Origin of the sequence: Inquilinus sp. CA228 (genome assembly GCF_052078665.1) — a bacterium.
Taxonomy (GTDB): Bacteria; Pseudomonadota; Alphaproteobacteria; order DSM-16000; family Inquilinaceae; genus Inquilinus.
Genome location: NZ_JBQJIK010000022.1, coordinates 25,645 through 45,158, shown reverse-complemented (window position 1 = coordinate 45,158; position 19,514 = coordinate 25,645). Strand labels below are relative to the sequence as shown.

Here is a 19,514-nt window from a genome sequence, read left to right as displayed (position 1 = left end):
CAACGGACAGGCGTTCATGCCAGGAGTAGGCTCCCAACGAACGCCGCCGCGGACCGCTCGACGACAGGCCCCAGCAACCGAGGCATCTCATCACGCGTACCATCGATTCTCCGGAATCGGCCCGACCAAGCTGGTCGGCGCGGATCCGGCGCATCCGGAAGCACTATCGGCGCCACGGCCGCCGCCACCTCACCACGGTCACGCAGGCGCTGCCCCTCTATGCCCTGTACGGGGTGATGCGGGCGCTGCCGCTCGGCCTCGCCTCCGCCCTCGGCGGCTGGGTCGGCCGCATGCTCGGCCCCCGCATGGGTGCCTCGCGCCGGGCCGACGCCAATCTGCGCCTGGTGATGCCGGAGCTGTCGGCCGCCGAGCGCGGGCGCGTGATCCGCGGCATGTGGGACAATCTCGGCCGGGTGATCGCCGAGTTCCCCCATCTCGGCCAGCTGCGCCGCAGCGAGGCCCGGCGGCCCCGGCGCATCCAGGTCGAGGGCATCGAGCATTTCCTGGCCGCCCGCGACGGCGGCCGCGGCGTGGTCATGGCGATCGGCCATTTCGGCAATTGGGAAGTCGGGGCCGCGGTCGCCGCCAATCACGGCGTGCCGTTCACCGCCATCGCCCGGCCGCCGAAGAACCCGCTGGTCGGCCGGCTGCTGCACCGCATCCGCAGCTCGGTCGGCACCATCATGCTGGAGAAGCGGATGGAGGGGTCGGACGCCAAACGCGCCCTGTCGGTGCTGCGCGCCGGCGGCGTGCTCGGGATGATGGTCGACCAGCGCTACAATGGCGGGCTGAAGGTGCCGTTCATGGGCCATGACGCCATGACCTCGCCCGGCGCCGTGGCCATGGCCTACCATCTCGACTGCGCCGTGATCCCGGTCCGGATCGAGCGGCTGGCGGGCGCCCGCTACCGCGCGGTGTTCGAGCCGCCGTTGGCGATGCCGCGCAGCGGCGACCGCAAGGCCGATATCGAGGCGGCGACCATCGCGCTGAACGAGGTGGTCGAGGGCTGGGTCCGCGCCCGCCCGGAGCAGTGGCTGTGGCTGCACAAGCGCTGGATGATGCCCCGCCCGCGCAAGCTGCGGCAGCGGGTGCTGGCCTACAAGGCCAGCCTGGCCGCCCTCGACGACTAGAGCGCCGATCCGGCGTCGAGCAGAACGTTGGCGCGGTATTCGACGCCGAGGGCGACGTAGTTTTCGGCCACCTTGCGGTGATGGTCGAGTTCGTCGGCGGTCAGCTCCCGCATCAGCCGCGCCGGGCTGCCGGACCAGAGCTGGCCCGCCGGCACCCGCTTGCCGGGGGTGACCAGCGCCCCGGCCGCGACCATGGCGCCGCTTTCGACCACCACCTTGTCCATGACCAGGGCCTTCATGCCGACGAAGCTGCGGTCCGCCAGCGTGCAGGCGTGGATCAGCGCCATGTGGCCGACGGTGACGTCGTTGCCGATATGGGCCGGACCGTCCGCCGACGCGACATGGATGACGGTGCCGTCCTGGATGTTGGTGCGGGAACCGATGCGGATCGGGTTGAGGTCGCCGCGGATGACGCAGCCGAACCAGATGCTGCTCCCCGGCCCGATCTCGACGTCGCCGATCACCACCGCGCCGGGCGCGATGAAGGCATCGGCCGCGATCCGCGGCTGCTTGCCGCGGTAGGGCAGGATGATCGCGCCGGAGGACATGAGGCTACTCCGCCGCTTGCGATTGTGCCGGCAGCAGCCCGGCGGTCGGGTCCAGCCCCAGCGCCAGGTTGAGGTTCTGCACCGCAGCACCCGACGCGCCCTTGCCGAGATTGTCGAGCTGGGCGACCAGCAGCGCCTGCGGCTCCTTGGCGTTGGCGAAGACGAACAGGCGCAGCTGGTTGGTGCCGTTCAGCGCCTCGGGCTCCAGCTCCGCCAGAGCCTCGCTGTCGGCCAGCGGCGCGACGGAGACGAAGGCCTGGCCCTGGTAGTGCTCCGCCAGCGCCGCGTGCAGGTCGGCGGCCGAGGGCCGCTTCGGCAGCGCCCACAGCTGCAGCGGCAGCGACACCAGCATGCCCTGGGCGAAGTGCCCGACCGAGGGCACGAAGATCGGCGCATGGGCCAGGCCGGACCAGCGCTGCAGCTCCGGCACGTGCTTGTGCGCCAGCTTCAGCCCGTACAGGTAGAAGGGCGGGCCCTTCTTCTCGACCTCGTAGCGGGCGATCAGGCTCTTGCCGCCGCCGGTGTAGCCGCTGACCGCGTTGACCGTGGCAGGATGGTCCGCCGGCACCAGGCCGCGGTCGATCAGCGGCCGCAGCAGGGCGATGCCGCCGGTCGGGTAGCAGCCGGGGTTGGAGATGCGCCTGGACGCCGCCACCGCCTCGGCCTGGCCGGGCGCCAGCTCGGGGAAACCGTAGGTCCAGCCCTCGGCGGTGCGATAGGCGGTCGAGGCGTCGATCACCCGCACAGCCGGGTTCTCGACCATCGCCACCGCCTCGCGCGCGGCGTCGTCCGGCAGGCACAGGATCGCGGCGTCGACCGAGTTCAGCAGCCGGCGGCGGGCCGCCGGGTCCTTGCGCTCGGCATCGGCCAGGCTGACGATTTCGACATCGGCACGGCGGGCCAGACGGTCGCGGATCTGCAGCCCCGTCGTTCCAGCCTCGCCATCGATGAACACCGTCGCCGGCATCGCCTTGCCCTCGGTCAGAATGAGTCAGCGATGACTTAACACATTCCGGGGGCCGGCCGAACCGGCTTCGCCGTCATTTCCGGATTGCGTCAGACGCGCCCGGCCTTCAGGTCCCGCAGCACGGTGGAAATGCGGTCCAGCGCGGCCGGGGCGTGCTCGTAGCCATGGGTGATGCGCAGGTGATGCTCGGCGCCGAGATACACGCCCGGCGCCACCAGCACCGAGGACCGACGGCGGATGGCGTTGGCCACCGCGACCGAGGACAGGTCGAGATGGACCCGGACGAAACCCAGCGCCGTGGCCGCCGGCGGCACCGCCGAGACCAGGTCGGAGTTGGCGCCGATCCAGCGTTCCAGCCCCTCCCAGCCGCGCCGCGACAGCTCGCGCTGCCGGGCCATCAGCCGGGTGCGGGTCGCCGGCTCCAGCGCCAGCTCGGCCAGCAGCATCGACGGGCCGGCGGTGGCGATGACGACATATTCGTGCCGGCGCCACGCATCCTCGACCAGCGCCTTCGGCCCGACCAGCCAGCCGATTCGCAGCCCGGCCAGGCCATAGGCCTTGGACAGGCTGCCGACCACCACAACGCGCTCGTAGCCGCCCCAGAAGCTCGGCGTCTCGGTGTCGGCCAGCCGCTCGGTGCCGCGATAGACCTCGTCGACATGCAGCCAGGCGCCGGCCTTGCGGGCGATGGCGGTGATCCGCGCCGCCTCCGCCGCCGTCAGGATGCTGCCGGTCGGGTTGTTCGGGTTGACGATGGCGATCATCCGGGTGCGCGGCCCGACCGCGGCCTCGAGCGCGTCGAGATCCGGCCGCCAGCCGTCGTCCGGCAGCAGCGGGAAGCTCTTCACCGTGCAGCTCAGGTTGCGGGCGATGCCCCAGATTTGGCGATAGCCCGGCTCCATCACCACGATCTCGTCGCCCGGCGACAGCAGCGCCTGGCACAGGATCTGGTTGGCCTCGGACGCGCCGGCCGTGACCAGCACCTGGTCGGCCGTGGCGCCCTGGTACAGCCCGGCGATCCGCGCCCGCAGCGCATCGGTGCCGTTGACCTGCGGGTAGAACAGTACCTGGTCGAGCAGCCGGTCGACCGCATCCGGCCCCAGCACCTCGCGCACCGCGGCGCAGCGCACCGAACTGTCGGCAAGGTTGTACTCGACCGTGTGCTCCCACTCCGACTGCCACTGCTCGAGCTCGAAAGCCTGAAAGGTCATCGCCGCGCTCCGAAATCCGTCGCCATGCGTTCTGCAATATATTACATCTCGACCGGCAACAAGATGCAAACGAGGTGACCGCCGATGACATCGTCGCAAGAGGTGCTGCAGCGGATCGCCCGGCGGCTGCGGCAGGAGCGCCAGTCGCGCGGCCTGAGCCAGGCGGCGCTGGCCGAGCGCAGCGGCGTGTCGCCCCGCATGCTGGCGCTGATCGAGAAGGCCGAGACCAATCCGAGCATCGCCACGCTGGCGGAGATCGCCACCGCCCTCGGCATCGGCTTCGGCGAGCTGGTGGGCGGCGAGGCGGCGGCTGCGGCCCGGCTGATCCCGCCCGGGGAGTTCGCGACGATGTGGCAGACCGAGGCCGGCAGCGCCCGCCTGGTCGCCTCTGGCGGCCGGGCCGAGCTGTGGGACTGGGCGCTCGCGGCCGGCGCCCGCTACGACGCCAGCCCGGACCCGGCCGGGACGGTCGAGCTGATCCAGGTGATCGAAGGGACGCTGGTGCTGGAGGTCGACGGCGCCGCCCTGACCGCCCCCGCCGGCCATGCGCTGCGCCTGGCCAGCGACCGGCCCTACGCCTATCGCGCCGAGGGCGGGCCGGTGCGCTTCGTCAAGGTCGTCAGCCCGGGCGGACGCTGAGCGTCTGAGTCACACTGTCCCACCCGGCAAAGTCTGCTTGCCTCGCCCCGCTTCGGCCGGCACCATGCGGGCCGCGGACCCCACCAGAGCGGCGATCGGATGACCTCATCGCGACGCAACGCCGTGCTGGCCATCGTCGCCGGCAGCCTGCTGATGACGGCCGCGCCGGCCAGCCATCCCCCGGCGCCGGATCTGGCTGTCTCCGCCCCGCCGCTCAGCCCCGCCTTCCCGATCGATTCGGACATCCCGCATTCCGGCGACCACGCCTTCGCCGAGCTGCTGGCCGCGGCCGAGAGCAGCCACGACCCGCTGCAGATGAACAAGGGCGGCTATGCCGGGCTGTTCCAGCTCGGCGAATCGGCGGCGGCGATCGCCGGCATCTACGACCCGGGCGAGAAGCTGACGGCCGAGGACACGCGCAACCGCTGGCGCGGCAGCTTCCACATCCCGGGCTATCCCGGGGTCCGGTCGATCGGCGACTACCTGGACACGCCTGCGGCGCAGATCGCGGCCTTCCGCCTGCACCTCGCCCATCTCGACCGCGAGATCGCGCAGCGCGGCCTGAACCGGCGCATCGGCGGCTATGTCGCCGGCGTGCCGATCACCTGGGACGGGCTGCGCGCCATGATGCATCTGGGCGGGCCGGACGGGACCGAGCGCTTCATCGCCACCGCCGGCGCCTACGACCCGGCCGACGACAACGGCGTGCGGATCAGCGATTACGGCCGCCGCTTCGCCGGCGTCACCGCCATCCAGCCGACCAAGCCGGCGGTGATCCCGACCGTGGCGACGACCGTCGCCGCCCCCGCCGGACCGGCCGTGGTGACCCCGACCCTGGTCGCGACCACGCCCTCGCCCCGAAGGCGACCCCCGGAACGAAAAAGGGGCGCCCGAAGGCGACCCTTTCCGAACATTGGATCCGACGTGCGGATCAGCGCTTGGAGAACTGGAAGCTCTTGCGGGCGCCGGACTTGCCGTACTTCTTGCGCTCGACCACGCGCGAGTCGCGGGTCAGGAAGCCGTGGGCCTTGAGCGTCGGGCGCAGGGTCGGCTCGTAGTGCTCCAGCGCGCGGCTGAGGCCATGGCGGACCGCGCCGGCCTGGCCGGAGAGGCCACCGCCCTTGACGGTGCAGACGACGTCGAACTGGTACGACCGGTCGCACACCTCGAACGGCTGCTTCAGCAGCATGCGCAGCACCGGGCGGGCGAAGTAGACCTCCTGGTCGTGGCCGTTGACGGTGACCTTGCCGGTGCCGGGCTTGATCCAGACGCGGGCGACCGCGTTCTTGCGGCGGCCGGTGCCGTAGGAGCGGCCCTGGGCGTCGCGCTTCGGCGCCACCGGCGCGGCCTCGGCCACGGCGCCTTCGAGGGTCGGCTTCAGATCGGAGAGGGACTGCAGATCGGCCACGGCCTTACCTCTTGTTCTTCGGATTCATGGCAGCGACGTCCAGCACCTCGGGCTGCTGCGCCTCGTGCGGATGCGCCGCACCGGCATAGACCTTGAGGTTGCCCATGACCTTCCGGCCCAGCGGGCCGCGGGTGATCATGCGCTCGACCGCCTTCTCGATCACACGCTCCGGATGGGCGCCATCGAGGATCTGGCCCTTGGACCGGCCCTTGATGCCGCCGGCATAGCCGGTGTGCCAGTAGAAGATGCTGTCCTGGCGCTTGTTGCCGGTCAGGCGGACCTTCTCGGCATTGACGACGATGACGTTGTCGCCGGTGTCGACGTGCGGGGTGAAGATGGTCTTGTGCTTGCCGCGAAGGCGCATCGCGATGATGCTGGCGAGCCGACCGAGAACGACGCCGTCGGCGTCGACCACGATCCACTTCTTCTCCACCTCGGCGGGCTTGGCGGAATATGTCTTCATGACGGGCCCTTGATCGAGGGTCGGGAACGGATGCCGCCGGCCACCCTGGGGAGGGGCCCGGCGAGAGGCGGCTGTCTACGCGCCGGAGCTGCCGCCGTCAACGGAAAAAAGCGTCGATCCGGCAGTATGTTAGCAGAACGGTATCATTATACCGTCGCCGTAAGCCGCCCGCGGCTTGGTTCGCCGGCCCGTCCTCGCCAGACGGCCGGTCCGAGCCGGACGAACCTCCACCGCCGCATATTTTTTATCGCTGCGCATCCCCTGTTCAGATGACGCCGCCGCCGTCGGGCCGTGGCACGCTGACTGAAATCTGCGGAAACAAGGACGAGTAGGAAGGCTGACATGGCGATCAATGGCACCGGCAATAAGGACATCCTGAACGGAACCGTAAACGACGACGAAATCAACGCCTATGGCGACGACGACTTCGTTCGGGGCGATTCCGGCGCCGACCTGATCAACGGCGGCTACGGCGACGACTATCTGTACGGCGACCTCGGCGACGACACGATCCATGGCGGCTACGGCGACGACGATCTCGACGGCGGCACCTCCTACGGCGACTCCAATGACGGCAACGATAAGCTCTACGGCGACTACGGCGACGACTACATCGACGGTTACAGCGGCAACGACCAGCTCTATGGCGGCTATGGCGACGACTACATCGACGACAGGAGAGGCGATTCAGGTGTGTATTCCGGAGATGCCGGAAACGACAATATCTATGTCGGCCACAATACCGCAGCCGGCCTGACGACCTACATCTACGGCGGCGGCGACGATGACTACCTGCGCTCCGACGGAGACGGCACGAACTACATGGATGGCGGCTCCGGCGACGATTTCGTCTATCGCCTTGCCGTGGGCAACGACCAGCTTTACGGCGGTTCGGGTGACGACGAGATCCGCGCCGGCGCGGGAAGCGACCAGGTCGACGGCGGTGACGACGAGGACAACTGCTCCGGCGACGAAGGAAACGACACGATCGCGGGCGGCGCGGGCGACGATCGGCTCTATGGCGACGCCGGATCCGACCGCCTGATCGGCGGCAGCGGGGTCGACTATCTCGACGGCGGCGCCGATGGCGACGTCTATGTCGTCGGCGCGCAAGACTTCTCCCCGGCCGGCGTGTTTCTCGACGAGATCAGGGAGTATGCCGACGGCGGCATCGACGGGATCGAAGGCTCGCTGTCGCTGTCGCTGTCGCTCGCCGGTTTCGAAGCGATCGAGAATCTCGTCCTGGTGGAATATGCCCTCGGCCTCAACCTGTCGGGCACGGGCAACGGCCTGGCCAATTCCATCTCGGGCGGGATCGGCAACAATGTGCTGTCGGGCCTGGCCGGCAACGACAGGCTTTTCGGATTCGACGGCGACGATGTCCTGCGGGGCGGATCGGGCGCCGACCGGCTGGACGGCGGCAACGGTGCCGACACGGCGACCTATTGGGAGAGCGCCACGGGCGTCACCGCCAACCTCGCGACCGGCCAAGGCGCCGGCGGCTATGCCCAAGGCGACACCTATTTCGGCATCGAGCACATCACCGGCAGCCAGGGCGCGGATCTGCTGACCGGCAGTGCCGGCGCCAACACGTTGCGCGGCGAAGGCGGCAACGACGTGCTTCGCGGCGGCGGCGGCGCGGATTCCCTGGACGGCGGCACCGGACTGGACACCGCCTCCTATGCGACGGCGGCGGCCGGCGTCACGGTCAATCTGGGCGTCCGGGTCGGATCGTCTGGCGAGGCGCTCGGCGACGTCTACACCGGCATCGAGAACATCACCGGTTCGGCCGGGAACGACACCATCACAGGCGACGGTGGCGCCAATGTGCTGAACGGCTGGGCCGGGCGGGACACCCTGGCCGGCGGCGCCGGCGCCGACCGCTTCGCCTTCTCCTCCGCGTCGTACAGCGCCGTCGGCGCGAATGCCGACCGGATCACCGACTTCACCCGGTCGCAGGGCGACAGGATCGACCTTTCGATCATCGACGCCAGAACCACGGCGGCCGGCGACCAAGCCTTCAGCTTCATCGGTGCGGCCGGCTTCGGCCATGTCGCCGGGCAGCTGCGCTATGCGGTATCGGGCTCCACCACCACCATCGCCGGCGACGTGAACGGCGACGGCGCCTCCGACTTCCACATCGTGCTGACGAGGGCCCTCGCGCTCCAGGCCGGCGACTTCGTGCTGTAGCGGTTCGTCACCCGGGCGGCGGGATCGAATAGGTGCCGGTGGCGTGCGCCACCGGCTCCGGCTCGCCCTCGGAGAACAGCAGCACCTCGCCATAGGCCAGGCGCTTGCCGAGCTTGAGCAGGCGGGCCTCGGCGATCACCGGCACCAGGGCCGGGCGGCGCAGGAAGTTGATCGCCATCGAGGTGGTCACCGCCAGTTCGACCCGGCCGACCCGGCTGAGCACCGCGGCGTAGAGCGCCACATCGGCCAGGCCGAACAGGGCCGGGCCGGTGATGGTGCCGCCCGGCCGCACGAAATCCTCGCGGCAGGGCATCACCAGCGTCGCCGTGCCCGCCCCCAGCGCCGTGACCGTCACCCCGAAGGCGCCGATCAGCGGCACGCCGTCGCGGATGATCGCCTCCACCGCCTCGGCCTCGATCGCCGGCTGCATCGCCACCCTCCCTCTCACATTCCTGTCAGTAGGGATGCGCATACGGGGTCCGGCAAGGGCTGTTTCATCCGGCGACCGCCGGGGTAGAGTGCGTCCGCACCGCCCGGACCCGAGGAACCGCCATGTCCGCCGACCCGCTGCCCGCCGCCTCTCCGGCGGAGGATGCTCCGCTGCTGCGGCAGGATGCCGACGGCATCGCCGTGCTGACCCTGAACCGCCCGGCGGCGCGCAACGCCCTGTCGCTGGCGCTGATGCTGGCGCTGGAGACCGAGCTGCAGGCGATCCGGCAGGACGAGTCGGTCAAGGTGGTGATCCTGGCCGCCGCCGGCCCGGCCTTCTGCGCCGGCCACGACCTGAAGGAGCTGCGCGCCGACCCGGGCCGCGAGCATTACGAGCGTGTCTTCGCCGAGTGCTCGGCCCTGATGCTGGCGATCACCCGGCTGCCCAAGCCGGTGATCGCCCAGGTGCAGGGCATGGCGACCGCGGCCGGCTGCCAGCTGGTCGCCAGCTGCGACCTGGCCGTCGCCGCGGAAGAGGCGCGCTTCGCCACGCCCGGCGTCAATATCGGCCTGTTCTGCTCCACCCCCATGGTCGCCCTGTCGCGTGCGGTCGGCCGCAAGCCGGCGATGGAGATGCTGCTGACCGGCGACGCCGTGACCGCCGACCGCGCGCGCGAGCTGGGCCTGGTCAACCGGGTGGTGCCGGCCGCCCGGCTGGCCGAGGAGACGCTGGCCCTGGCCCGGCAGATCGCGGCGAAATCGCCGCTGACGCTGGCCATCGGCAAGGAGGCCTTCTACGAGCAGGCCGAGCTGGGGCTGCAGGGCGCCTATGAATATGCGAGCGAGGTGATGGTGCGGAACATGCTGGCCCGCGACGCCGAGGAAGGCATCGACGCCTTCCTCGAGAAGCGCCCGCCCGTCTGGCAGGGGCGCTGAGACCGGAATGGACCACGAGCGCTACGACGATGCCACTCTCCGCGGCATCCTGCGCGCGGTGAAGACCATCGCCATGGTCGGCGCCAGCCCGAACTGGAACCGCCCCAGCTACTTCGCCATGACCTATCTGCAGGGCAAGGGCTACCGCGTCATCCCGGTCAATCCCGGCGTCGCCGGCCAGGCCATCCTGAAGGAATCGGTCTATGCCCGGCTGGCGGACGTGCCGGTGCCGGTCGACATGGTCGACATCTTCCGCAACAGCGAGGCCGCGGCGGGGGTGGTGGACGAGGCGCTGGCCCTGCCGGTCAAGCCCAAGGTGATCTGGATGCAGCTCGGCGTGCGCAACGACGCCGCCGCGGCGAAGGCAGAGGCCGCCGGCATCCAGGTGGTGATGAACCGCTGCCCGAAGATCGAATGGGCGCGGCTGAATGGCGAGCTGAGCTGGATGGGCACCTCGTCGCGCGTGATCTCGTCGAAAATTCAGCGAAAAGGGTGAGGATGATGTCCGACAGCAACAGCGGCCCGGGCTTCGAGACGCTGGCGATCCATGCCGGCGCGCGGCCGGACCCGACCACCGGCGCGCGCCAGACGCCGATCTACCAGACCACCTCCTTTGTCTTCGAGGATGCCGAGCATGCGGCGGCGCTGTTCAACCTGCAGAAGCTGGGCTTCATCTACAGCCGGCTGACCAACCCGACCGTGTCGGTGCTGGAGGAGCGGATCGCCTCGCTCGAAGGCGGGGTCGGCGCCATCGCCGCCGCCTCGGGCCACGGCGCCCAGCTGCTGGCCCTGTTCCCCTTCATGGAGCCCGGGGCCGAGATCGTCGCCGCCAACAAGCTGTATGGCGGGTCGATCAACCAGCTCGGCAACAGCTTCAAGCGCGCCTTCGGCTGGGTCACGCATTTCGTCGATGCCGATGACCCCGAAAACATCCGCCGCGCCGCCAACGACAAGACCCGCGCCATCTTCATCGAGAGCCTGGCCAATCCGGGCGGCGTGGTCAGCGACATCGAGGCGATCGCCGCGGTGGCGCGCGACCTCGGCGTGCCGCTGATCGTCGACAACACCATGGCCACCCCGTATCTGTGCCGGCCGTTCGAGCACGGCGCCGACATCATCGTCCACTCCACCACCAAGTTCCTGTCTGGCAACGGCACGTCGATCGGCGGCGTGGTGGTCGATTCCGGCCGCTTCAACTGGGCCCAGTCGGACAAGTTCAAGGGCCTGACCGGGGAGGAGCCGGGCTATCACGGCCTGCGCTTCCACGAGACCTTCGGCGACCTGGCCTACACCTTCTTCGGCCATGCCGTCGGCCTGCGCGACCTGGGCGTCAACCAGCAGCCGATGAACGCCTTCCTCACCCTGCTCGGCATCGAGACGCTGTCGCTACGGATGGACCGGCACATCGGGAATGCGCAGAAGGTGGCGGAGTTCCTGTCGACCCACCCGGCGGTCGAATGGGTGAACTACGCCGGGCTGCCGTCGTCGAAGTACCACGCGCTGGCCAAGCGGTACCTGCCGCGCGGCGCCGGCTCGGTCTTCACCTTCGGGGTCAAGGGCGGCTTCGACGCCGGCGTGAAGGTGGTGGAGGGCGTCGAGCTGCTGAGCCACCTGGCCAATATCGGCGACGCCCGGTCGCTGATCATCCACCCGGCCTCGACCACCCATCGCCAGCTGACGCCGGAGGGGCTGAAGGCCGCCGGCGCCGGGCCGGAGGTGATCCGCCTGTCGATCGGCCTGGAATCGGTCGGCGACATCATCGCCGACCTCGACCAGGCGCTGCGCGCGGCGACTGAGTAGACGGCAGCCGGGGCGGCGGACCGGGCTCAGGCCCCGAGCAGGCCGGCGGTCACGGCGATCGCGACGGCTTCGATGCGGCTGGTCGCTCCCAGCTTGCGCATCGCCGATTCGACATACTCGTCGACGGTGTGGGCCGACAGGTCGAGTTGGCGGGCGATCGCCTTGCTCGAGGCGCCGCGCGCGATCCGGGCCAGGCATTCGCGCTCCCGCCGGCTCAGCTCCGGGCTGCGCCGCAGGCATCGCAGGACGGCCCGACGCGCCCCGCCGGCGGCGAGGCGCTGCTGGATCAGGAGCGATCGCGCCAGGTGAGGGGCGAAGCCCCGCAGCAGGCGGATGTCGGCATCGGCCCAGGACGGCGCGCGGCGCGACCGCCAGATGGTCAGCGCCGCCGGATGGCCGCGGCCGATCTCGGCATGCCAGCACAAGGCGCTGTGCATGCCCCGCGGAGCCAGGAAGTCGCTGTAGAACTCGGTCCGCTCCAGGTCGCGGCCCGGCATCAGCATGCGGTCGACGAAGACCGGACCGGGAGCCCCCCGCCGGATCGCCAGGCGCAGCGGATCGCAGTGGCGGTAATGCGCGTCATAGGCCGCGAAGCCGGCGGTATCGACATTGGCGCCGAGCAGCCCCCCGGCCGTCGGGGGCAGCGTCGGCTGGTTGAGGACGATGCTGCCCCGGAATCGCGCCGCAAGCCCGGCCAGGACGCCGCCCCAGTCGGCGTCGCCGAGGGCGGCGTCATAGGTCGGGCCGATCAGGTCGGCGAAGACGAGGTCGTCGAGCATGGCGGATGAGAACCCCCTGGAACCGCCACTGGCGGGCCGCCGGCAACAAACACCGTCGCGGTCCTTGTGTTCCGGGATGGCTGCCCGGCGACACGCTGCTGCCGGAGACCTGAGGTCGGTGGAGAGCCGGTCAGCCGACCTGCTCGACCGTCAGGCTTCCTTGCGGCAGCGGCTTCAGCAGGGTCTTCGCCGACACCGCAGGATTCCAGCCAGGCGGCCCAGTCGGCGCGGTCCAGAATGGCGACCTGGCGGTCGTGATAGGGCGCGATGTCCGGCCCGGGGGCCGTGGTGAGCATGGTGAAGGCCTCGCCGACATCAGGGGCGGTCCGCCAGATCCCGGCGATGCAGAACCACGGCTGCCCCGCCCTGGTGAACAGCCACTTGTCCTTCCGCTTCTTCGCCGGGTCCGCCGGGTCGGCGAACTCGTAGAAGCCGTCGGCGATGATCAGGCAGCGCCCGGTGGCGAATTCGCGGCCGTCGGACCGGAAGTTGTAGACCGGTCGGCCCCCGGCCCCGGCCAGCTCCAGCGTCGTTGGACCAGGTCGCCCGCCCCGCCCTCGACCATGCGGATGATCGGGGCCGTGTCGGTGATCCTGATGCTGTCGCGGGCCGCGATGTTCGGCGTGCCCTCCGGGGAGCGGAGCTCGACACCCGCGGCCGCGAAATCCTCGTTGATGGTCGCGGCGTCCACTCGCGAGCTGTACTCGTTGCACATCGGCGACGCCCCCGCTCAGCCGAACCCGTACAGCCGCGCCGGGTTGGCGGCCAGGACGGCGTCGCGCTGGACGGGGTCGGGCACCCAGTCGGCCAGCAGGTCGAGCAGCTCGCCGACATTCGGCATCGGTCCGGCATGGGCGACATGCGGCCAATCGCTGCCCCAGACCATCCGGTCCGGCGCGGCCTCGACCAGGGCGCGGGCGAAGGGGATGGTGTCGGCATAGGGCGGGCCGGCCGTCGAGACCCGGAAGGCGCCGGACAGCTTGACCCAGCCCTTGTCCCGGCGCAGCAGGCCGAGCAGCGCCTGGAAGCCGGGATGGTCGATCCCGGCCGAGGCCGGCATGTGGCCCATATGGTCGACGACGAAGGGCACCGGCAGCCGCTCCAGCCGCGGTGCCAGATCCGGCAGCGTCCGAGCGTCGAGCAGCAACTGCAGGTGCCAGCCGAGCTCGCGGCAGCGGTCGCCGAGGCGCTCCAGTTGGTCGAAGCCGACGCCGCCGCCGAACAGCACGTTGAGGCGCAGGCCAACCACGCCGGCCGCCTTCAGCCGGGCGAGCTCGGCGTCGGGCACGTCGGCTTCGACCACGGCGACGCCGCGCAGCCGGCCCCGGTTGGCGGCCAGCGTCTCGACCATCAGCCGGTTGTCGGTGCCGTGCACGCTGACCTGGACCAGCACGCCGCGGGCCATGCCGACGGCGTCGAGCATGCCGAGATAGGCCGCCGCCGGCGCCTCGGGCGGGGTGTAGCTGCGGCTGTGGACCAGGGGATAGCCGGGCGGCCCGCCGATGACATGGGCATGGGTATCGCAGGCCCCGTCCGGCAGCAGGACTCGGCGCGGCGGCCGCGGCGCCGGATCGGGCCCTTGGCAGAGCGGCGCAGTGGCCAGCGGCTCAGCCGTCGGCATGCAGGATCTTCCCCTTGGTCTCGGGCAGGGCCAGCGCGGCGATGAACAGCAGGGCGTAGGCGCCGATGGCGAAGATCGCGATCGCCCGGCCCAGCGGCATGCTGGCGCTGAGCACGCCGACCAGCATCGGGAACAGGGCGCCGACGCCGCGGCCGAAGTTGTAGGCGAAGCCCTGGCCGGAACCGCGCACCCGGGTCGGGAACAGCTCGGTCAGGAAGGCACCGACGCCGCTGAAATAGCCGGAGCCGAAGAAGCCGAGCGGGAAGCCCAGCAGCAGCACCACCTCGTTGCTCAGATTGAGGCTGGTATAGGCGAACACCATGACGATGGCGCAGGCCGAGAACACGAAGAACAGCATCTTCCGCCCGATCCGGTCGGCCAGATAGGCGCCGACCAGATAGCCGGTGAACGACCCGGCGATGACCACGGCCAGGTAGCCGCTGCTGCCGATGTCGGACAGGCCCTGGCCCTTGAGGTAGGTCGGCAGCCAGGTGGTGATGGCGTAGTAGCCGCCCTGGGCGCCGGTGGTCAGCAGCGAGGTCAGGAGGGTGATCTTCAGCACCGGGCCGGAGAAGATCTCCAGGATGCCCGGCCGGTCGCCGGTCTCGGCGATCCGGCGCTGCGTCTCGGCGAACACCGGCGGCTCGTCGACGAAGCGGCGCAGGAAGAACACCAGCACCGCCGGCAGGATGCCGATGAAGAACAGGTAGCGCCACGCGACGGACGGGTCGAAGGCCAGGAACAGCACCGTCTTGATGATCAGGGCCACGGCCCAGCCGATGGCCCAGCCCGACTGCACGGTGCCGACCGCCTTGCCGCGGTGCTCGGCCCGGATCACCTCGCCCATCAGCACCGCGCCGGCCGCCCATTCGCCGCCGAAGCCGAAGCCCATCAGGGCGCGGGCGATCAGCAGCTGCTCGAAGCTCTGGGCGAAGCCGCTGAGGAAGGTGAAGACCGAGAACCAGAGGATGGTCAGCTGCAGCGTCCGCACCCGGCCGATCCGGTCGGCGAGCAGGCCTGCGGCCCAGCCGCCGACGGCGGAGCACAGCAGCGTCACCGTGGCGATCTGGCCGGCCTGGGCGTTGGTCAGGCTCCACAGCGCGATGATGGTCGGGATCACGAAGCTGTAGATCTGGACGTCCATCGCATCCAGCGCCCAGCCGGAGAAGCAGGCCCAGAAGGTCCGCCGCTCCGGCGGCGTCATCTCCTGGAACCAGGCGGTCGGGCTGGTGTCGGCTGTCTCCGTCGTCATGCTGCCCCCTCGTCGTTGCCGCCCCACCCGGCGGAGTTCGGCTCTCAGGCCTCGGCGTCGCCCTGGCGCTCCGGCGCCGCCTCGGCGAAGGCCGGCAGCGCCACCGCCCGCTCCTCGATCCCCAGCAGGGTCGGGTACGGGTTGAGGTCGCAGTCGAAGCGGCGGGCGTTGTACAGCTGCGGGATCAGGCAGCAATCGGCGACGGTCGGCATCGCACCGTGGCAGAAGGCGCCGGTGCTGGGCGACCGCGACAGCTGGATCTCCAGCGCGCCGAGTCCCTCCGCCACCCAGTGCCGGTACCACTCCTCGATTGCCGCCTCGTCATGGCCGAGCGGCGAGCGCAGGTAGCGCAGCACGCGCAGATTGTTGATCGGATGGATCTCGCAGGCGATCGACAGCGCGATCGACCGCACCCGGGCGCGACCCGCCGGATCCGGCGGCAGCAACGGCGGCGCCGGATGCGTCTCCTCCAGATACTCGATGATCGCCAGCGACTGGGTGATCACCGCCCCCTCGCCCTCCAGCGCCGGCACCAGCTTCTGCGGGTTCAGCGAGCGGTAGGGCTCGGCCGCCTGTTCGCCCCGGCGCAGATGGTGGAACACCGAATCGTAGTCGAGCCCCTTCAGCGCCATGGCGATGCGGACCCGATAGGCCGCGGAGGAGCGGTAATAGGTGTGCAGCTTCATGGCTTGGGTCGGCTTTCCCCGCGTGCTACCAGCGACTCCACATAGCCCGAAGCGGAGCCAGTTGCCATGTCCTCGTCACACCCGCCCTCGGGGCGCCCCACCGTCGTCTTCGACATCGGTGCCGTGCTGCTCGAGTGGAACCCGCGGCATCTCTATCGCAAGCTGTTCGCGGACGAGGCGGCGATGGAAGCATTCCTAACCGAAGTCTGCACCCATGACTGGAATCTGTCGATGGATGGCGGCACGCCCTTCCCCGAGGCCATCGCCGCGAAGGTCGCCGAGTTCCCGCATCACGAGCCCCTGATCCGCGCCTTCGACGAGCGCTGGGAGGAGATGGTGCCGCATGTCATCGAGGGCACGGTCGAGATCCTGAAGGGGCTGAAGGAGCGCGGCGACAAGGTCTATGCCATCACCAACTTCTCGGCCGAGAAGTTCGCGCTGACCCTGACCAGATGGCCGTTCCTGGGCTGGTTCGACGGCGTCATCGTCTCGGCCCATGAGAAGCTGCTGAAGCCGGATGCGCGGATCTACCGGCTGCTGGAGAGCCGCTTCGGCCTCGATCTCGCCGACTGCATCTTCATCGACGACAACCCCGACAACGTCGTCGGCGCCCGCGCCGTCGGCATGCGCGCGATCCGTTTCGAATCGCCGGAGCAGGCGCAGCGGGAGCTGATCGAGATGGGGGCGCTGTAGGGCAGCTGAGTCCGCTCTCTCACACAAACACATAAAGACATGTTTATGTCTTGCTGAGAGTTTGGTATCCTACTTCTCATGTGTGGTGCTGAGCGGGAGGCCTGAGGGTCGTGGAGCGTCTGCTGCAGGGGCTGAAAGCGGCGGCCGAGCCGACACGGCTTCGGATCCTGATGCTGTGCGCCCATGGCGACCTGTCGGTCACCGACCTGACGCAGATCCTGGGCCAGAGCCAGCCGCGCGTGTCGCGCCACCTCAAGCTGCTGGCCGAGGCCGGGCTGCTGGACCGCTTCCGCGAGGGCACCTTCGCCTTCTTCCGGCTGGCCGAGAACGGTGCCGTGGCCGACCTGGCGCGCAGCCTGGTCGACCTGATCCCCGACGCCGACGCCACGGTCGGGCTGGACCTGGAGCGGCTGGAGGCGGTGAAGCGCCAGCGCGCCGAGATGGCCGCCGGCTACTTCCGCGACAACGCCTCGCATTGGGACGACATCCGCACCCTGCACATCGCCGACAGCGCGGTCGAGCAGGCGATCCTCGACCTGCTGCCGCCCGGCGAGATCGGCGACCTGCTCGACCTCGGCACCGGCAGTGGCCGCATGCTGATCGTGCTCGGCGAGCGGGTGCGGCGCGCGGTCGGCATCGACCTGTCGCGCGAGATGCTGTCGGTGGCCCGCGCCAATATCGAGCGCGCCGGACTGCAGCGCCACTGCCAGGTGCGGCAGGGCGACCTGTACCAGTTGCCGCTGCCCGGCGAATCCTTCGATGTCGCGCTGGTCCACCACGTGCTGCACCATCTCGAGGATCCGGCTGCGGCGATCGCCGAGGCGGCGCGGGTGCTGCGCCCCGGCGGCCGGCTGATCGTCGCCGACTTCGCCCCGCACGACGTCGAGAACCTGCGCAGCGAGCACGCCCATCGCTGGCTCGGCTTCCCCGACGACATCTTCGCCCGCTGGCTGCAGCGGGCTGGTTTCGAGACCGAACCGCCGGTGCACCTGCCCGGCGCTCCCCTCACTGTCACCATCTGGCCCGCCAGGCGGGCGGCGCAACGGAAGGCCGCAGCATGACGACCCACCTGCCCTATGCGAATGCCTCGGCCGAAGCCGGCCGCCGTGACCCAATCGTCAGCTTCGAGTTCTTCCCGCCGAAGAGCGACGCGGCGGAGGCGACGCTGATGGAGACGGTGACGCGGCTGGCGCCGCTGGCGCCGGACTTCGTCTCGGTCACCTACGGCGCCGGCGGGACGACCCGCGACCGCACCTTCGGCATCGTCACCAAGATCCAGGACGGCAGCGGCCTGCCCACCGCCTCGCACCTGACCTGCGTCGGCGCCTCGCGTGAGGAGATCGACGGCGTCGCCCGCGCCCTGTGGGCCGCCGGCATCCGCCGCATCGTGGCGCTGCGCGGCGACGCGCCCGGCGGCGCGCCCTACGAGGTGCGGCCGGACGGCTATGCCTATGCCGCCGACCTGGTGGCCGGGCTGCGCCGGATCGCCCCCTTCGACATCTCGGTCGCGGCCTATCCGGAGACGCATCCGTCGGCGCCTTCGGCCAATTTCGACCTGGACAACCTGAAGCGCAAGGCCGATGCCGGCTCCGATCGGGCCCTGACCCAGTTCTTCTTCGACACCGAGGCGTTCCTGCGCTTCCGCGACCGTGCTGCAGCGGCCGGCATCGGCCTGCCGATCGTGCCCGGCATCCTGCCGATCACCAACTTCGCCCGGACCAAGGAATTCGCGACCGCCTGCGGCGCCGCCGTCCCGGACTGGCTGGAGATGCTGTTCGAGGGGCTAGACGAGACCCCGGATACGCGCCAGCTGGTCGCCGCCTCGGTCGCGGTCGAGCAGTGCCGCCTGCTGCAGACCCACGGGGTGGAGGAGTTCCACTTCTACACCCTGAACCGGGCCGAGCTGACCCTGGCGATCTGCCGCTTCCTCGGCATCCGCCCGCGCCGCGCCGAGGCCTGCGCCGCCTGAAAGTCCCGCGATGACGGATAAGCCGCTCTCCGACGCCGACCGGCCGGAGGCCCTGGCCCAGCGCGTCTATCGCCGGCACACCGGGGCTCTGAAGGATCTCGGGCTGGCCGACACCTTCGACTACATCTGGCGCAACAATGTCTGGGGCGCCGAGGAATCGCGCTCGGGCCTCGGCTCCGGCCTCGACGGCACCGCCCAGCTGCGCGCGGCGATCCCGGCCCTGCTGCGCGAGCTCGGCGCCGCCTCGCTGCTCGACCTGCCCTGCGGCGATTTCGGCTGGATGAGCCGTGTCGACCTCGATGGCATCGCCTACACCGGTGCCGACATCGTCGCCGACCTGGTCGCCAAGAACATCGTGCGCTACGGCGAGACCGGCCGCCGCCGCTTCCTGCGCCTGGACCTGACCCGCGACGCGCTGCCGAAGGCCGATGTCGTGTTGTGCCGCGACTGCCTGGTGCATCTCTCGGCCGAAAGCATCGCCGCCGCCTTCGCCAATCTCCGCCGCTCCGGCTCGACCTGGCTCCTGACCACCACCTTCCTGGAGCTGCAGGGCAACCGCGTCATCGCCGACGGCGACTGGCGGCCGCTGAACCTGCAGCGCCCGCCCTTCAGCCTGCCCGCGCCGCACCGCGTCATCATCGAGGGCTGCACCGAGGAGGGCGGCGCCTATCGCGACAAGGCGCTGGGCCTGTGGCGGATTGCCGAGCTGCCGGTTCCCCGCTCCACGTAGGTTGGGTTCGCGTCCGCGAACCCAACATTCGTGCCGCTGCGCCGTCAGCCGACTCACGCCAGT

The 19,514-nt window shown here is 70.3% G+C and carries 23 protein-coding genes; 11 read left to right on the top strand and 12 right to left on the bottom strand.

What is annotated here, in order from left to right; all coding sequences use genetic code 11:
• Positions 1 to 233: 233 nt before the first annotated feature.
• Entirely contained in the window at positions 234 to 1,130 is an 897-nt protein-coding gene (locus tag ACTOWL_RS13050; RefSeq protein ID WP_441321666.1) for a lysophospholipid acyltransferase family protein, read from the top strand.
• Here the strand turns inward: ACTOWL_RS13050 and ACTOWL_RS13045 are convergent.
• From ACTOWL_RS13045 to ACTOWL_RS13035, 3 genes are all read right to left on the bottom strand, one after another.
• Entirely contained in the window at positions 1,127 to 1,678 is a 552-nt protein-coding gene (locus ACTOWL_RS13045; RefSeq protein WP_441321665.1) for a gamma carbonic anhydrase family protein, read from the bottom strand. The genes ACTOWL_RS13050 and ACTOWL_RS13045 overlap by 4 nt on opposite strands.
• A 4-nt stretch (positions 1,679 to 1,682) precedes the next feature.
• Positions 1,683 to 2,645, bottom strand: coding sequence for an N-acetyl-gamma-glutamyl-phosphate reductase (gene argC, locus ACTOWL_RS13040; RefSeq protein ID WP_441321664.1), 963 nt, complete (start codon positions 2,643 to 2,645; stop codon positions 1,683 to 1,685).
• An 89-nt stretch (positions 2,646 to 2,734) separates the two neighbouring features.
• Positions 2,735 to 3,856: an aminotransferase class I/II-fold pyridoxal phosphate-dependent enzyme gene (locus ACTOWL_RS13035; RefSeq protein ID WP_441321663.1), complete on the bottom strand. Its 1,122-nt coding sequence runs from the start codon at positions 3,854 to 3,856 to the stop codon at positions 2,735 to 2,737.
• Between the two features lie 84 nt (positions 3,857 to 3,940).
• Here ACTOWL_RS13035 and ACTOWL_RS13030 point away from each other — a divergent pair, with 84 nt between their 5' ends.
• Positions 3,941 to 4,495, top strand: a complete 555-nt coding sequence (locus ACTOWL_RS13030) for a helix-turn-helix domain-containing protein (protein WP_441321662.1) — start codon at positions 3,941 to 3,943, stop codon at positions 4,493 to 4,495.
• A gap of 99 nt (positions 4,496 to 4,594) precedes the next feature.
• Positions 4,595 to 5,527 (top strand): hypothetical protein, encoded by a 933-nt coding sequence (locus ACTOWL_RS13025; protein ID WP_441321661.1) that lies wholly within the window; start codon positions 4,595 to 4,597, stop codon positions 5,525 to 5,527.
• Here the strand turns inward: ACTOWL_RS13025 and rpsI are convergent.
• Positions 5,427 to 5,903, bottom strand: coding sequence for a 30S ribosomal protein S9 (gene rpsI / locus ACTOWL_RS13020; RefSeq protein WP_441321660.1), 477 nt, complete (start codon positions 5,901 to 5,903; stop codon positions 5,427 to 5,429). The genes ACTOWL_RS13025 and rpsI overlap by 101 nt on opposite strands.
• A 4-nt stretch (positions 5,904 to 5,907) precedes the next feature.
• Complete coding sequence (rplM, locus tag ACTOWL_RS13015) at positions 5,908 to 6,366, bottom strand: 50S ribosomal protein L13 (RefSeq protein ID WP_441321659.1); 459 nt, start codon at positions 6,364 to 6,366, stop codon at positions 5,908 to 5,910.
• Positions 6,367 to 6,708: 342 nt separating this feature from the next.
• On the opposite strand from rplM, the gene ACTOWL_RS13010 reads away from it, so the two are divergent.
• Positions 6,709 to 8,556: a calcium-binding protein gene (locus ACTOWL_RS13010; protein ID WP_441321658.1), complete on the top strand. Its 1,848-nt coding sequence runs from the start codon at positions 6,709 to 6,711 to the stop codon at positions 8,554 to 8,556.
• A gap of 7 nt (positions 8,557 to 8,563) precedes the next feature.
• Here ACTOWL_RS13010 and ACTOWL_RS13005 read toward each other — a convergent pair whose 3' ends face one another.
• Positions 8,564 to 8,986, bottom strand: coding sequence for a PaaI family thioesterase (locus ACTOWL_RS13005; protein WP_441321657.1), 423 nt, complete (start codon positions 8,984 to 8,986; stop codon positions 8,564 to 8,566).
• Between the two features lie 122 nt (positions 8,987 to 9,108).
• Between ACTOWL_RS13005 and ACTOWL_RS13000 the strand changes: the two genes are divergently transcribed.
• The 3 genes from ACTOWL_RS13000 to ACTOWL_RS12990 are packed head-to-tail and all read left to right on the top strand — an operon-like array spanning position 9,109 to position 11,721.
• Positions 9,109 to 9,921 carry an enoyl-CoA hydratase gene (locus tag ACTOWL_RS13000; protein WP_441321656.1) on the top strand — a complete coding sequence of 271 codons (813 nt, stop codon included), beginning with the start codon at positions 9,109 to 9,111 and terminating at the stop codon, positions 9,919 to 9,921.
• A 7-nt stretch (positions 9,922 to 9,928) separates the two neighbouring features.
• Positions 9,929 to 10,417 (top strand): CoA-binding protein, encoded by a 489-nt coding sequence (locus tag ACTOWL_RS12995; protein ID WP_441321655.1) that lies wholly within the window; start codon positions 9,929 to 9,931, stop codon positions 10,415 to 10,417.
• A 5-nt stretch (positions 10,418 to 10,422) separates the two neighbouring features.
• Positions 10,423 to 11,721 carry an O-acetylhomoserine aminocarboxypropyltransferase gene (locus tag ACTOWL_RS12990; RefSeq protein ID WP_441321654.1) on the top strand — a complete coding sequence of 433 codons (1,299 nt, stop codon included), beginning with the start codon at positions 10,423 to 10,425 and terminating at the stop codon, positions 11,719 to 11,721.
• A 26-nt stretch (positions 11,722 to 11,747) separates the two neighbouring features.
• Here ACTOWL_RS12990 and ACTOWL_RS12985 read toward each other — a convergent pair whose 3' ends face one another.
• The 6 genes from ACTOWL_RS12985 to maiA are packed head-to-tail and all read right to left on the bottom strand — an operon-like array spanning position 11,748 to position 16,059.
• A complete protein-coding gene (locus ACTOWL_RS12985; protein WP_441321653.1) occupies positions 11,748 to 12,500 on the bottom strand; it encodes a response regulator transcription factor in 753 nt (250 codons plus the stop codon).
• On the bottom strand, positions 12,470 to 12,943 hold the full coding sequence (locus tag ACTOWL_RS12980) for an SOS response-associated peptidase family protein (protein ID WP_441321706.1): 474 nt from the start codon (positions 12,941 to 12,943) through the stop codon (positions 12,470 to 12,472). Before ACTOWL_RS12980 ends, ACTOWL_RS12985 begins: the two co-directional genes overlap by 31 nt.
• 2 nt (positions 12,944 to 12,945) lie before the next feature.
• On the bottom strand, positions 12,946 to 13,191 hold the full coding sequence (locus ACTOWL_RS12975; protein ID WP_441321709.1) for a hypothetical protein: 246 nt from the start codon (positions 13,189 to 13,191) through the stop codon (positions 12,946 to 12,948).
• A 39-nt stretch (positions 13,192 to 13,230) separates the two neighbouring features.
• A complete protein-coding gene (locus ACTOWL_RS12970; protein WP_441321652.1) occupies positions 13,231 to 14,121 on the bottom strand; it encodes an amidohydrolase family protein in 891 nt (296 codons plus the stop codon).
• Entirely contained in the window at positions 14,108 to 15,373 is a 1,266-nt protein-coding gene (locus ACTOWL_RS12965; RefSeq protein WP_441321651.1) for an MFS transporter, read from the bottom strand. Before ACTOWL_RS12965 ends, ACTOWL_RS12970 begins: the two co-directional genes overlap by 14 nt.
• 44 nt (positions 15,374 to 15,417) lie before the next feature.
• Positions 15,418 to 16,059, bottom strand: a complete 642-nt coding sequence (maiA, locus tag ACTOWL_RS12960) for a maleylacetoacetate isomerase (protein WP_441321650.1) — start codon at positions 16,057 to 16,059, stop codon at positions 15,418 to 15,420.
• Positions 16,060 to 16,125: 66 nt separating this feature from the next.
• On the opposite strand from maiA, the gene ACTOWL_RS12955 reads away from it, so the two are divergent.
• The 4 genes from ACTOWL_RS12955 to ACTOWL_RS12940 all read left to right on the top strand — a co-directional run bounded on the left by ACTOWL_RS12955 (position 16,126) and on the right by ACTOWL_RS12940 (position 19,451).
• The gene (locus ACTOWL_RS12955; protein WP_441321649.1) at positions 16,126 to 16,752 is read left to right on the top strand and encodes an HAD family hydrolase; all 627 of its coding nucleotides are present in this window, start codon (positions 16,126 to 16,128) and stop codon (positions 16,750 to 16,752) included.
• Positions 16,753 to 16,862: 110 nt separating this feature from the next.
• Positions 16,863 to 17,813 (top strand): ArsR/SmtB family transcription factor, encoded by a 951-nt coding sequence (locus ACTOWL_RS12950; protein WP_441321648.1) that lies wholly within the window; start codon positions 16,863 to 16,865, stop codon positions 17,811 to 17,813.
• Entirely contained in the window at positions 17,810 to 18,721 is a 912-nt protein-coding gene (gene metF / locus ACTOWL_RS12945) for a methylenetetrahydrofolate reductase [NAD(P)H] (RefSeq protein WP_441321647.1), read from the top strand. Before ACTOWL_RS12950 ends, metF begins: the two co-directional genes overlap by 4 nt.
• A 10-nt stretch (positions 18,722 to 18,731) precedes the next feature.
• Positions 18,732 to 19,451, top strand: coding sequence for a class I SAM-dependent methyltransferase (locus tag ACTOWL_RS12940; RefSeq protein ID WP_441321646.1), 720 nt, complete (start codon positions 18,732 to 18,734; stop codon positions 19,449 to 19,451).
• Positions 19,452 to 19,514 lie beyond the last annotated feature (63 nt).